The organism is Streptomyces sp. NPDC088923, from assembly GCF_044749745.1.
In the GTDB taxonomy this organism is placed as follows: Bacteria; Actinomycetota; Actinomycetes; order Streptomycetales; family Streptomycetaceae; genus Streptomyces.
Map to the genome: position 1 here is coordinate 627,766 of NZ_JBIVIO010000002.1, position 12,084 is coordinate 639,849.

The 12,084-nt window shown below is 72.6% G+C and carries 13 protein-coding genes; 9 read left to right on the forward strand and 4 right to left on the reverse strand.

Annotated features, from left to right (window positions below; translation table 11 throughout):
• Positions 1-123: 123 nt before the first annotated feature.
• Both ACIP4O_RS14025 and ACIP4O_RS14030 read left to right on the forward strand, forming a co-directional pair.
• Positions 124-468, forward strand: coding sequence for a DUF3817 domain-containing protein (locus ACIP4O_RS14025; RefSeq protein WP_007821948.1), 345 nt, complete (start codon positions 124-126; stop codon positions 466-468).
• Complete coding sequence (locus tag ACIP4O_RS14030; protein WP_401574707.1) at positions 465-767, forward strand: MTH1187 family thiamine-binding protein; 303 nt, start codon at positions 465-467, stop codon at positions 765-767. Before ACIP4O_RS14025 ends, ACIP4O_RS14030 begins: the two co-directional genes overlap by 4 nt.
• A 134-nt stretch (positions 768-901) precedes the next feature.
• Here the strand turns inward: ACIP4O_RS14030 and ACIP4O_RS14035 are convergent, their stop codons facing one another.
• A complete protein-coding gene (locus ACIP4O_RS14035) occupies positions 902-1,882 on the reverse strand; it encodes a DUF5937 family protein (protein WP_401574708.1) in 981 nt (326 codons plus the stop codon).
• An 84-nt stretch (positions 1,883-1,966) separates the two neighbouring features.
• Between ACIP4O_RS14035 and ACIP4O_RS14040 the strand changes: the two genes are divergently transcribed.
• The 3 genes from ACIP4O_RS14040 to ACIP4O_RS14050 all read left to right on the forward strand — a co-directional run bounded on the left by ACIP4O_RS14040 (position 1,967) and on the right by ACIP4O_RS14050 (position 4,269).
• Positions 1,967-3,268 (forward strand): MFS transporter, encoded by a 1,302-nt coding sequence (locus ACIP4O_RS14040; RefSeq protein ID WP_401574709.1) that lies wholly within the window; start codon positions 1,967-1,969, stop codon positions 3,266-3,268.
• A 21-nt stretch (positions 3,269-3,289) separates the two neighbouring features.
• Entirely contained in the window at positions 3,290-3,796 is a 507-nt protein-coding gene (locus tag ACIP4O_RS14045; RefSeq protein WP_401574710.1) for a MarR family winged helix-turn-helix transcriptional regulator, read from the forward strand.
• Positions 3,797-3,894: 98 nt separating this feature from the next.
• The gene (locus ACIP4O_RS14050; protein ID WP_361333644.1) at positions 3,895-4,269 is read left to right on the forward strand and encodes a DUF3817 domain-containing protein; all 375 of its coding nucleotides are present in this window, start codon (positions 3,895-3,897) and stop codon (positions 4,267-4,269) included.
• 74 nt (positions 4,270-4,343) lie between these two features.
• On the opposite strand, the gene ACIP4O_RS14055 is transcribed toward ACIP4O_RS14050, so the two are convergent.
• Both ACIP4O_RS14055 and ACIP4O_RS14060 read right to left on the reverse strand, forming a co-directional pair.
• Positions 4,344-4,970, reverse strand: coding sequence for an SDR family NAD(P)-dependent oxidoreductase (locus ACIP4O_RS14055; protein WP_401574711.1), 627 nt, complete (start codon positions 4,968-4,970; stop codon positions 4,344-4,346).
• An 81-nt stretch (positions 4,971-5,051) separates the two neighbouring features.
• Positions 5,052-5,717: a TetR/AcrR family transcriptional regulator gene (locus ACIP4O_RS14060; RefSeq protein WP_361333638.1), complete on the reverse strand. Its 666-nt coding sequence runs from the start codon at positions 5,715-5,717 to the stop codon at positions 5,052-5,054.
• A 316-nt stretch (positions 5,718-6,033) separates the two neighbouring features.
• On the opposite strand from ACIP4O_RS14060, the gene ACIP4O_RS14065 reads away from it, so the two are divergent.
• From ACIP4O_RS14065 to ACIP4O_RS14080, 4 genes are all read left to right on the forward strand, one after another.
• Entirely contained in the window at positions 6,034-7,002 is a 969-nt protein-coding gene (locus ACIP4O_RS14065) for a tetratricopeptide repeat protein (protein ID WP_361333635.1), read from the forward strand.
• A 614-nt stretch (positions 7,003-7,616) separates the two neighbouring features.
• Positions 7,617-8,234 carry a DUF6230 family protein gene (locus ACIP4O_RS14070; protein WP_401574713.1) on the forward strand — a complete coding sequence of 206 codons (618 nt, stop codon included), beginning with the start codon at positions 7,617-7,619 and terminating at the stop codon, positions 8,232-8,234.
• A 230-nt stretch (positions 8,235-8,464) separates the two neighbouring features.
• Positions 8,465-9,064 carry a DUF6114 domain-containing protein gene (locus ACIP4O_RS14075; RefSeq protein ID WP_401574714.1) on the forward strand — a complete coding sequence of 200 codons (600 nt, stop codon included), beginning with the start codon at positions 8,465-8,467 and terminating at the stop codon, positions 9,062-9,064.
• Positions 9,054-10,514, forward strand: a complete 1,461-nt coding sequence (locus ACIP4O_RS14080) for a hypothetical protein (protein ID WP_401574715.1) — start codon at positions 9,054-9,056, stop codon at positions 10,512-10,514. The genes ACIP4O_RS14075 and ACIP4O_RS14080 overlap by 11 nt, the downstream gene beginning before the upstream one ends.
• Before the next feature lie 91 nt (positions 10,515-10,605).
• On the opposite strand, the gene pyk is transcribed toward ACIP4O_RS14080, so the two are convergent.
• The gene (gene pyk / locus ACIP4O_RS14085; protein ID WP_401574716.1) at positions 10,606-12,036 is read right to left on the reverse strand and encodes a pyruvate kinase; all 1,431 of its coding nucleotides are present in this window, start codon (positions 12,034-12,036) and stop codon (positions 10,606-10,608) included.
• Positions 12,037-12,084: the final 48 nt, after the last annotated feature.

Below are 12,084 nucleotides of genomic sequence, written 5' to 3' on the forward strand. Positions count from 1 at the left end.
TCCCCGCCCCGGCGGGCTGCGAGAATGGAGCGGCTTGTGCGCGCGTTCACAAGATCGTGTGAGAGCGTGCACGGACTCCCCACCGTCCGCTCCCTCCTGCCTTCCGACCGAAAGTTCCGCGCCGTGGACATCAAGACAGCCTCCGCCCTCCGCCGCCTCCGCCTGGTCTCGGCCCCCGAGGCGGTCTCCTTCCTCCTCCTGCTCGTGTGCTCGATCCTCAAGCGCACCACCGACTTCAACGCCGTGCCCGTCATGGGCATGGTCCACGGCGTCCTCTTCGTCCTCTACGTGATCTTCTGGATCGACGCCTGGAATCGCGCCAAGTGGTCCGCCGGGCGCGGCATCCTCTACTTCGTCCTCTCCGTCCTGCCCACCGGCGGCTTCTTCGCCGAGCGCAAGCTCAAGCGCGAGGCCGAGGACGCGGTCATCGCCGGCCGCGCCCGTCGCGAAGGGATCGTGAACGCGTGATCGTCGCCTTCTCCGTCTCCCCGCTCGGCGTCGGCGAGGAGGTCGGCGAGTACGTGGCCGAAGCGGTCCGCGTCGTCCGCGAATCCGGCCTCCCGCACCGCACCGACGCGATGTTCACGAGCATCGAGGGCGAGTGGGACGAGGTCATGGACGTCGTCAAGCGCGCCACCGCCGCCGTCGAGGCCCGCAGCTCCCGCGTCTCCCTCGTCCTGAAGGCCGACATCCGCCCCGGCGTCACGGACGGCCTCACCCGCAAGGTCGAGACGATCGACCGCATCCTGGGCGAGAACCCCGCCTGAACAGAGCGCCTCACCGCTCACCGGCCCCCTCGTGCGTTGCGTACGAGGGGGCCTGCGTTGTCCGGGGGTGCGGGGAGATGACGTACGAGGCGGGCCCGCCCGGTCAGCCGCACGCCCGCCCGCACGCCCGCCCCTCACCCCTCCCCTTCCGCCAACGCCGTCCCCAACCCCGTCCTTCGGTACACCACTTCCCGTCCGTAGCGCCGCGCGTGCAGGAGGCCCGCCGCGTGCAGGGCCGTCAGGTGGGCGGAGACTGTGGACGGGGCGAGGGCGAGGCGGTCGGCGAGGGCGCTCGTCGTGGCCGGGACCGCCAGTGCCGCGAGCACCTTCGCGCGGCCCGCGCCGAGGATGCCGACGAGCGCGTCCGGCGCCCGCTCCGGGACCCCGGTCCACAGCGAGGCGAGGCCCCGGGCCGGGTAGACCAGCGTCGGCTGGAAGGGTTCCTCGACTCCCGTCACGATGTCCGGCCACGTGTGGACGCTCGGCATGAGGACCAGCCCCTCGCCGCGCAGCCACCGCTCGTGGTCGACGCGCTTGTCCACCGTGAGCGTCCTGCCCTCCCACCGCACCCGCGTGTCCAGTTCCGGCAGCAGCCCGCCGAGCCCCACCTCCGCGAGCCGCCGCGCGTGGTGGGCCACGTCCGCTTCGAGCAGCGCCCGCAAGCGGGGCCACTCCGGTTCCACGAGCGCGTGCCAGGCCGCTTCGAGCAAGTCCGCCGACTCCACCACGGCCCGTTCCGGCTCCGCGAGCAGTCGCCGTCCCCACGCCGATTCCCTACCGCGTACCGAACGCAGCGCCTGCGCGAGGTCCCTGCGCGCGGCGGCGGGATCGGTCGCGCGTACGCGGGCCAGTTCCTCGCCGATCTCCGCCGTCGCGCCCTCCGGCGGCGGCGCCCAGAAGTCGGGGGAGTGGCCCCGGTGCGGCATGAGCCGCCACAGCGGCCGCAGGTCGAGCCCGGCCGCCGCCGCGCGCATCCGGTCGAGCCGCCCCTGGTGGTACGGGAAGCGGTCGGGCCGCGTCAGCGTACGGACCGCCTCCTGCGTCTCCCACAACGGCGAGAACGCGAACCGGCACCGCAACAGGTCCCGGTCCCCCAGATGCAGACGCTGCGCCACGCTCGCCCTCACCCTCCCACGGCCTCCGATTCGGCTGGAGCCGAAACGATACGTCCGGCGCGCCCGCCCCCCGATGCTCGCCCCATGCCCGAGCCCACCGCTCCCACTCCGCCCGCCCCGACTCCGCCCGCCCCCACGGCCGACGCCCGTCCCCGCTACGGCACCCTCTTCCGCCTCCCCGAGTTCCGCGCCGTCTTCCTCGCCCACCTCTGCTCCCTCCTCGGCACCGTCGTCAGCGAGATCGCGCTCACCGTCCTCGTCTTCTCGCTCACCGGCTCCCCCTTCCTCTCCGCCCTCGCCTTCGCGCTCGGCCTGCTGCCCTACCTGATCGGCGGGACCCTGCTCGCCGGGCTCGCCGACCGGTATCCCGCCCGGCGCGTCCTCGTCTGCTGCGATGTCGTCAGCGCGGGCTGCGTGGCGCTCATGGCGCTGCCCGTCACACCCGTCGCCGGGCTGCTCGCGCTGCGCGTCGTGCTCGCGCTCGTCGCGCCCGTCTTCGCGGGCACGCGGATGGCGACGCTCGGCGACATCCTCGGGGACGGGGACGCCTTCGTGCTCGGGCGCTCGCTGCTGCGGATCGTCTCGCAGACCGCGCTGCTCGGCGGGTACGGCGTCGGCGGGCTGCTTCTCGCGCTCGTGCCGCCGCGCGGGGCGCTCCTCGTCACGCTCGCGACCTTCCTCGGCTCCGCCACGCTGCTGCGCCTCGGTACGCGGCACAGGCCCGCCCGCGCCCGTACCGCCGCCACCGGGCTCGTCCGCGACTCGCTCTCCGGCGTGCGCGCCGTCCTCGCCCTGCGCGCGCCCCGCCTCGCGCTCTGCCTCCTCTGGGTGCCCCCGGCCTTCGCCGTCGTCCCCGAGGGGCTCGCCGCGCCCTACGCCGCCTCGCTCGGCGTCGGCGGGGCGGGGCTCGGGCTGCTGCTCGCCGCGATCTCCGCCGGGATGATCACCGGCGAGCTGCTCGCCGGCATCCTCCTCACCCCCGCCGCCCGCGCCCGCCTCGCCCTCCCCCTCGCCGCGCTCGGCACTCTCCCGCTGGTGCTGTGCCTGCTGCGCCCCGGCTACGTACCGCTGCTCGCCCTCCTCTTCGTGACCGGTGCCTCGGCCGCGTACACGCTCGGCCTCGACCGCTGGTTCGTCGACTCCGTCCCGGTGGCGCTGCGGGGGCGGGCGATGACCGTGCAGACCGCCGGGCTCATGACCGCGCAGGGGCTCGGCACCGCGCTCGCCGGGGCCGTCGCCGAGCGGCTCGACCCGCACCTCGTCGTCGCGGGGGCCGGCCTCCTCGGCACCGCCTGCTGCCTCCCGCTCGCCCTGTCCGCACGCCGCGCGCGCCGGGTGCCGGGCGGGGGAGGGCCGAAGGATGAGACGGGGCTGACCACGATATGACCGGCCGGTAGGGTCGGGGGCGTGCCGAAGCCGCTCAGCCTCTCCTTCGACCCGATCGCCCGCGCGGATGACTCCTGGCGGCAGCGGTGGGGACACGTCCCCTCGATGACCGCGATCACCTCGATCATGCGGGCCCAGCAGATCCTCCTCGCCGAGGTCGACGCCGTCGTCAAGCCGTACGGACTGACCTTCGCGCGCTACGAGGCGCTGGTGCTGCTCACCTTCTCCAAAGCGGGCGAGCTGCCGATGTCGAAGATCGGCGAGCGGCTCATGGTCCACCCCACCTCGGTGACCAACACCGTCGACCGCCTCGTGCGCTCCGGTCTCGTCGCCAAGCGCCCCAACCCGCAGGACGGGCGCGGCACTCTCGCCTCCATCACACCCAAGGGCCGCGAGGTCGTCGAGGCGGCGACGAAGGACCTGATGGACATGGACTTCGGCCTCGGCGCCTACGACGCCGAGGAGTGCGCGGAGATCTTCGCGCTGCTGCGCCCGCTGCGCGTCGCGGCCGGAGACTTCGAGGAGTGACGGGACGGCCCGGCCCCCGGCGCGGGGCTGACCAGCGGCTTCGTCGGCGGGCCCGCCCCGCGTACCGTTCGCCCGATCCGCCCGGTTAGGCTCCCCCCATGAAGAAGAGCGTGCTGACCCGCTACCGCGTGATGGCCTACGTCACCGGTGTGCTGCTGGTCCTGCTGACCCTCGGTGTCATCGCCAAGTACGTGCTCGACATCGACGGCGCCACCGGCCCGACCCGGGTCATCGCCATCGCCCACGGCTGGCTCTACGTCGTCTACCTCGTCGTCGCCTTCGACCTCGGCTCCAAGGCGAAGTGGAAGGTCGGCAAGCAGCTCTGGGTGCTGATCGCGGGCACGATCCCCACGGCCGCGTTCTTCGTCGAGCGCAGGATCACCCCCGAGCTGGAGGCGAAGGTCGCCGCGCGGGACGCGAAGGCCGTCCCCGCCGCCCGCGCCGCCGCCGGAGCCGAGGCCAAGAAGGGCTGAGGCGGGTCCGTACGCGTACGAGGCCGGGTCCCGCTGCCCACGGGGCCCGGCCTCGTACGCGTGCCCTCAGCGCCTCACCACGGCAGCGGGCCCTCCCGGTCCACCGCACGGCCCGTCCCGGCGGAGGCGTCCTCCGTCGCCAGCGCGACGATCGCGTCCGTGCCCTCCGTGACCGTCTGCGTGCCCGTGTGGTGGTTGAGGTCGGTCGCCGTGTAGCCGGGGTCCGCCGCGTTGAAGCGGACGCCCTCGACGCCACGCGCGTACTGCGTCGTCAGCATCGTCACGGCCGCCTTGGACGAGGTGTAGAGCGGCGAGACGACCGAGTGCTCGACGCGCTCCGGGTCGTGCGTGAGCGTCTGTGAGCCGAGCCCGCTGGTCACGTTGACGACGCGCGGGTCCGCCGACGCGCGCAGCAGCGGCAGGAACGCGTGCGTCGTCCGCACGACGCCGAGGACGTTCACCTCGTACACCGCGCGGGCGTCCTCGCCCGTGACGTCCGCCGCTTCCTTGAACGGGCCCGTGACTCCCGCGTTGTTGACGAGGACGTCGAGGCGGCCCTCGTGCGCCGCCACGTCCTTCGCCGCCGCCGCGACGGACGCGGAGTCCGCGACGTCGAGCGCCACCCAGCGGCCCCCGACCTCCTCGGCGACGGCCCGCCCCCGCTCCGGGTGGGCCGGCTCCCGACAGTGCGCGCTCCGCACGGCCTTATCCAGGCACCTTCGACCCCAGGAACGCCCCTACCACCCGGCCGGTCCGGGGCCGCCCGCCGCCGCACGGGACGCTCAGCCCTCCAGGCCCTCGACGAGCAGGGCCGCGAGGCGCCGCGACCACTCCTCGTCCACCGGCTCCGCGCTCACCAGCGCCCGGTGCACGACCGTGCCCGCGATGACGTCGAAGATGAGGTCCGCGTTGCGGGCCGCCGAGACGGGGTCGGGGTCGCGGGGGATCTCGCCGCGCTCCTGGGCGCGGCGGCGGCCCAGCAGGACGAGACGTTTCTGCCGGTCGACGATGGCGGAGCGGATACGGTCGCGCAGCGCCTCGTCGCGGGTCGACTCGGCGATGACGGCCATGAGGGAGGTACGGGTCTCGGGGCGCTCCAGGAGCCGCGCGAAGCGCAGCACGACGGCCGAGACGTCGCCCGCGAGGCTCCCGCAGTCCGGGAGTTCGAGTTCGTCGAAGAGCACGGCGACCGCGTCCACGACGAGTTCGTTCTTGCCCGCCCAGCGCCGGTAGAGCGTGGTCTTCGCGACCCCCGCGCGCGCGGCGACGTCCCCGAGCGCCAGCCCCGACCAGCCCGACTCGACGAGCACCTCGCGCGTCGCGGCGAGGATCGCGGCATCGGCCGCCGCGCTGCGGGGCCGCCCCGAGCGGTGCCGGTCGGGTGGCGGGGCCGGGGAGGAGGTCGCTGCGGGTGTCGCGCCGGACGGAGGGAGGTCGGAGGCGGGCATGGCGTGACCATACCGGCCAGTAGCACTGCGGGGTGTGAACGAGATCACCACGCGCCCGGCGGACTCAGGAGTTACGCTACGACGCGTAGCGAAAAGCTCCCCGCCCCGCGCGGGAACGCTTCGAGCGACAACCGCACCCGGGGTGGGGACCCCGGGTAACTCGTGCCGCACCCGCCGCCCCGCGTGGTGCGCACACCCCGTACGGGTGACTTCGTACGGGCTGGAGAACGGTCCGCCCCCGGGCGAGTGCGCGGAGAGCCGGTGCATCCTGCACCTGGCTTTTCCGCCGTGGCGGCGGAAGGGGGAGGATGGGCGCATGCAGCCACGGAACATGTCCATGAGCGGGGTCGTCGACCTCGCCGCGGTGAAGGCGGCCCAGGAGGCCAAGGCCAAGGCCGAGCAGGCCCGCGCCGAGCGTGCCCGCGCGGGCGACACGGGAGCGGTCCCGCCCTCGGGGCTCGTCATCGACGTCGACGAGGCGGGCTTCGAGCGCGAGGTGCTCCAGCTCTCCACCGAAGTCCCCGTCGTCATCGACTTCCAGGTCCCGCGTGCCGAGCCCTCGGCAGCGCTGAGCGCCGTCCTCGAACGCCTCGCCGTCGAGTACAACGGCCGGTTCGTCCTCGCGCGTGTCGACGCCGAGGCGAACCAGATGCTCCTCCAGCAGTTCGGTGTCCAGGGCATCCCCGCCGTCTTCGCCGTCGTCGCGGGCCAGGCGCTCCCGCTCTTCCAGGGCGCCGCGCCCGAGGAGCAGATCCGCCAGATCCTCGACCAGCTCATCCAGGTCGGCGAGGAGCGCTTCGGCCTCACCGGTATCCAGGTCGACGCCTCCGCCGCCGAGCGGGCCCCGGCCGAGGAGGAGCCCGCGGGCCCCTACGACCACCTCCTCCAGGCCGCCGTGGACGCCCTCGACACCGGCGACTTCGCGGGCGCCGTCCAGGCCTACCGCAACGTCCTGAGCGAGGACCCGGCCAATACGGAGGCCAAGCTCGGGCTCGCGCAGGCCGAGCTTCTGCGCCGGGTCTCCGAACTCGACCCGGCGAAGGTCCGCGGCGAGGCCGCGGAGCGCCCCAAGGACGTGTCCGCGCAGCTCGCGGCGGCCGATCTCGACCTCGCGGGCGGCCACGTCGAGGACGCCTTCGGGCGCCTCGTCGACACCGTCCGCCAGGTCTTCGGGGAGGAGCGGGACACCGTCCGCCTCCGGCTCCTCGACCTCTTCGAGGTGGTCGGCCCCGACGACCCGCGCGTCGTGGCGGCCCGTCAGGCTCTCGCGCGCGTGCTCTTCTAGGCGGGTAACCGGGCATATGCCCCTTGCTCCGTGCCCCGGTGGATTTGGCGACACGGCGACCTGAGCACCCCCTCTTTGCCAAAACTTGGCAAAGAGGGGGTGCTGTTACTTGCAGTAAGAGGAGCCCGACCTTCCGTCGCTCGTCGTGCGGTGATGTCCCGTTATGCGCCCTTGTGCGAAGCGACTTTCCGTGCGGCGGGGGAGCGCGGCCGATGCCTCGCGGTCATGTCGGCGTTACTAGTCAGTAACGAACCCCTTGTGCCCGACCGCCGAATGCACCACGATCGGGCACGCTCGGTCCACTGCCTCCGGTCCGACAGCCAATCGGCGCCCGGGGGTTCATGGGTCCCCACCGGGTGGGCCGGAGTCCTCGCGGGCGCCGGCCGGGACAGGGGGGTCTCCGCCGGTCGGCGGGGCCTGTCCACGGGTTGCGTGAAGGCGCGGCCAAGTGGTTGTCGCTCGGGGGTGATCGCCGGAGATCGCCGCGCTTCACGCGCGGCCATTCCCCGGCGCTTCTTCCCGAGGACGTAGCGCTTCTCCCATCCCTGCCCACCGCCGCCGCCGAAGCGGCGGCCGGTACGGGCCCGGGATGTACGTCCGAGAAGGAGGAAATCATGGAATCTGTCGCTCGTGGCGGGACCAGATGGCGTCGTTTCGCCGTCGTCATGGTCCCGGGTGTCGCTGCCACGGCGGCGATCGGGGTCGCGGTGGCGCAGGGCGCGCTCGCGGCCTCGTTCAGTGTGTCGGGCCAGCAGTTCAAGGTCTCGGCGGACAAGCTCGAGGGTGATGGCTTCGCCCAGTACGGCGGTATGGACCGCGGCCCGGACGAGAAGACCGGGCACGCCGTTGCCGTCTCCTCGTTCAAGAGCGCCGACCTGTACAACATGTGCCAGTCGGTCGTGACGCCGAACGTGCCGCTCGTCGGCACGATCACGCTCCAGCTCAAGGCCGGTGGCGGCGGTACTCCCGCGCACGCCGACAACCTGTACGTGGACCTGGACGAGTTGTCCGGTGACGCGACGTTCTCGAACATCGACATCGGCGTGGCCGCCGGTGCGCAGAGCCGTGGCCCGAAGAACGCCGAGGGGACCAACCCCGGCGCCTTCGCGCAGCAGGCCGAGCACGCCTCGATCAAGAACGTCAAGCAGACCGCCTGGGCCACCACGGCCGGGAGCTTCAGGCTGAGCGGGCTCAACATGAAGCTGCACAAGGGTGTCAAGGAGTGCTACTGAGCACTCCCGGCGGACGAGTCGAGGGAGCGCCCCAGGGCGGCCCTCCCGCCACACGCTGACCGCGTGACCGTGGGCGGTGTGGTCCGGCCGGGCCGCCCACGGTGCGCCACCCCTCTGTCGCGGACGACCTCCGCGCGGGGTACGGGGCGGTTCTCCCGCGTCCCCCGCCCACTCGCGGGCGCCCGTCACCCCTCCATCCACGTACAGCCGGTTCCAGGGAGCTGTTTTCCATGAGCGCCGAGTCCCCAGGGCTGAGCCACCGAGTGCACGACTGGCGAATCCGCTTTCACCACTGGCGGGGCACCCGGCCCTTCTGGGCCGGTCTGCTCACGCTGCTCAGCGGCATCCCGATCATCTACGTTCCGTACAACAACCCCAAGCTGGGGAGCCTTCAGTTCATCGTGGGGACGACGGCCGGTGCCAGTTCCCTCATCATCGGGGTGCTGCTCATCACGCTCGGCCTGACGATGTGGTACCAGGTGCAGGTACGGGTCTTCGCCGGCGTCGCCACGATCCTGCTCGGCCTGGTCTCGCTGCCCCTGTCCAATGTCGGCGGTCTCGTTGTCGGCTTCCTCCTCGCCCTCTTCGGCGGCGGTCTGGCCCTCTCCTGGGTCGCGGACAAGAAGGGCCCGTCGAGGAAGACCAAGGCCGGTGACCCGGCGGGCGACCCGAGTGGCGACCCCGCCCCCGAGGGCCAGGGCGGCCCCGACGCGGGCCCCGGCTCCGTACTGCCGCGGCAGCCCGGACCCGCCGGGGACGACGCCCCGGCCGGGGACGGCGGGCGGCCCTTCGCGCACCTCGCCGACGGTGGTGGGCACCGTGCCGAATGACGAGCTGCACCCGGGGGAGGAGCGCAGATCGGGTCCCCGGCACGCGGCGCCGCGCAAGTCGGTCCTGACCAAGTTCCGGATACCCGCGGGCAAGGCGATGGCGCTGGCGGCCATGCCGACGGCCGTCTTCGTCGGCATGGGGCTCACCCCGCGCCTCGCGCTCGCCGACGACAAGACCGACCTGCCCTTCGCGCCGGGCCCCTGCGTGACCCGCTCCGACGAGCCGGGCCAGGAGCCCTCCGGGTCCGCCTCCGCCTCCACGAAGCCCTCGCCCTCGCCCTCGACGAGCACGAGCCCGGGCGCCTCGCCCTCGCCCTCCGCGACGCCGAACGCCTCCGCCTCGGACGAGGCGAAGGACGGTGCCAAGGACGGCGCGAAGGACGGTGCCAAGGACGGAACCGAGGCCAAGGCCGAGGACGGCTCGGGCACCACCGCCACCGCGCAGGACAAGGCGGACGCGAGCCCCGAGGCGAAGAGCGCGAAGAAGGCGGAGGACGAGCCCTCGTCGAGCCCCTCGCCCAGCGCCTCCGAGACGAAGAACCCGCTCGACCCGCTGGGCCTCGGCGGCGCCCTCAAGGACCTCTTCACGCCGAAGGAACAGAAGGACGAGGACGCGGACGCCTCCGGCGAGGAGAAGCCCGTGGCGGATGACAAGGCGGCGGACGACAAGGCGGCGGACCCCGAGGACGCGGACGCGAAGGACGCGGACTCAAAGGCGGATGACAAGTCCGCCGACTCCAAGGCGGCGGACGGCAAGGCCACGACGGACGGGGCCGAGGGCGACGCGACCAAGCCCCGTACCCTCAAGGACGACCTCAGCGACGCCGCGCGCGCCGCCGGTGCCTCCGAGGAGGACATAGCCGAGGGCGCCCGCAAGGCGGGGGAGCAGAACGCCAAGGGCGCGCAGGGCGGGAAGGCCGAGGAGGGGGACGCGGCCAAGGGCGACGGGCCCGAGCCCTACCCCTGCCCCACGCACGACGCGAAGGCGCTCGCCGACGCCGACGTGGACGAGAGCTTCCCGCGCGTCGCCGAGGACCCCTGGACGCTGCACACCACCAAGCTGAGCCTGCACGGGCTCGGTTACGACGGGATCGTCAAGGTGCGCACGCCGAGCGGCAAGGTCAAGAACGTCCTCAAGTTCACCGCGACCGGCATCGACATCAAGGACCTGCACCAGACGGCCGTGGGCCCCGGCGCGTACACGACGCACGTCAAGGGCGCCCCGGGCTCCACGTCGACGATCCGCGACGGCAAGGTCACGATGTACACGGAGGAGCTGAAGGGGAAGCTGCTCGGCCTCCTCCCGGTCGACTTCACGCCCGACAGCCCGCCGCCGCTGACCCTGCCCGAGCTGTTCTTCACGGACGCCACGGTCGTCCAGGCCGGCCAGTTCGGCGGCACGCTCACCATTCCGGGCCTGCACAACTACCTGGACCAGAGCGGCAGCTGAGCCCGCCCGGCCGCCCACGCGAGAGGGGCGCCCCCCGGAAAACCGTGGGGCGCCCCTCTCGCGTGCCGTTCCGTCCCGCGCGGAGCCCTGCTCAGCCCTGCTGGTTGTCGCCCAGGTGGTGGACCCGGACGAGGTTGGTCGAGCCGGGGACGCCGGGGGGCGAGCCCGCCGTGATGACCACGGTGTCGCCGTTCTTGAGCGAGCCCAGCTTCACCGTCTCGGCGTCCACGAGGTCGACCATCGCGTCCGTCGTGTCCACGTGCGGCACGAGGTACGGGGTCACGCCCCAGCTCAGCGCGAGCTGGTTGCGGGTCGACTCGTCCGTCGTGAAGGCGAGGACCGGCTGCGCGGTGCGGTAACGGGCCAGGCGGCGCGCGGTGTCACCGGACTGCGTGAAGGCGACCAGCGCGTCCGCGTCGAGGAAGTCCGCGATCTCGGCGGCGGCACGGGCGACCGAACCGCTCTGCGTGCGCGGCTTCTTGCCCTCGTCGAGCGGCTTGAGGCCCTGCGAGAGCAGCGCGTCCTCGGCCGCCGTGACGATCTTCGACATCGTCTTGACGGTCTCGATCGGGTACGCGCCCACGCTCGACTCGGCCGAGAGCATGACCGCGTCCGCTCCGTCCAGGATCGCGTTCGCGACGTCGCTCGCCTCGGCGCGCGTCGGGCGCGAGTTGGTGATCATGGACTCCATCATCTGGGTCGCCACGACCACCGGCTTCGCGTTGCGCCGGCACATCTCCACGAGGCGCTTCTGCACCAGCGGGACCTTCTCCAGCGGGTACTCCACGGCGAGGTCGCCGCGCGCCACCATGACGGCGTCGAAGGCGAGGACGACCTCCTCCATGTTCGCGACGGCCTGCGGCTTCTCGACCTTCGCGATGACGGGGAGGCGCTTGCCCTCCTCGTCCATGATCTTGTGGACGTCCTTGACGTCCGAGGCGTCGCGCACGAAGGAGAGCGCGATCATGTCGGCCCCGGTGCGCAGCGCGAAACGGAGGTCCTCGACGTCCTTCTCGGAGAGCGCGGGGACGTTCACGGCCGCGCCGGGCAGGTTGATGCCCTTGTGGTCGGAGACCACGCCGCCCTCGATGACGATGGTGTGGACCTTGGGGCCCTCGACCGAGGTGACCTTCAGCTCGACGTTGCCGTCGTTGATGAGGATCGGGTCGCCCTTGGCGACGTCGCCCGGGAGGCCCTTGTACGTCGTGCCGCAGATCGTGCGGTCGCCCTGCACGTCCTCGACGGTGATGGTGAACTCGTCGCCGCGCACGAGCTCCACGGGACCGTCGGCGAAGGTCTCCAGGCGGATCTTCGGGCCCTGGAGGTCGAAGAGGACCCCGACGGTCCTGCCGGTGTCGGCGGCGGCCTTGCGGACGCGCTGGTAACGCCCGAGGTGTTCTTCGTGCGAGCCGTGGCTCATGTTGAGCCGGGCCACGTTCATGCCGGCTTCGATAAGGGCCTTCAGCTGATCGTACGAGTCGACCGCTGGACCGAGAGTGCAGACGATTTTGGAACGGCGCATGAGGCAAATCCTATCGGTTTGTTTCGGGGCGGGATTAACGGACTACCG

What these genes read in the sequence shown, in the direction of transcription:
- ACIP4O_RS14040 (WP_401574709.1), top strand. Translation starts at nt 1,967, where the DNA reads ATGCCCGAGCCCACCGCTCCCACTCCGCCCGCCCCGACTCCGCCCGCC.
- ACIP4O_RS14050 (WP_361333644.1), top strand. Translation starts at nt 3,895, where the DNA reads ATGAAGAAGAGCGTGCTGACCCGCTACCGCGTGATGGCCTACGTCACC.
- ACIP4O_RS14060 (WP_361333638.1), bottom strand. Translation starts at nt 5,717, where the DNA reads ATGCCCGCCTCCGACCTCCCTCCGTCCGGCGCGACACCCGCAGCGACC.
- ACIP4O_RS14065 (WP_361333635.1), top strand. Translation starts at nt 6,034, where the DNA reads ATGCAGCCACGGAACATGTCCATGAGCGGGGTCGTCGACCTCGCCGCG.
- ACIP4O_RS14070 (WP_401574713.1), top strand. Translation starts at nt 7,617, where the DNA reads ATGGAATCTGTCGCTCGTGGCGGGACCAGATGGCGTCGTTTCGCCGTC.
- ACIP4O_RS14075 (WP_401574714.1), top strand. Translation starts at nt 8,465, where the DNA reads ATGAGCGCCGAGTCCCCAGGGCTGAGCCACCGAGTGCACGACTGGCGA.
- pyk (WP_401574716.1), bottom strand. Translation starts at nt 12,036, where the DNA reads ATGCGCCGTTCCAAAATCGTCTGCACTCTCGGTCCAGCGGTCGACTCG.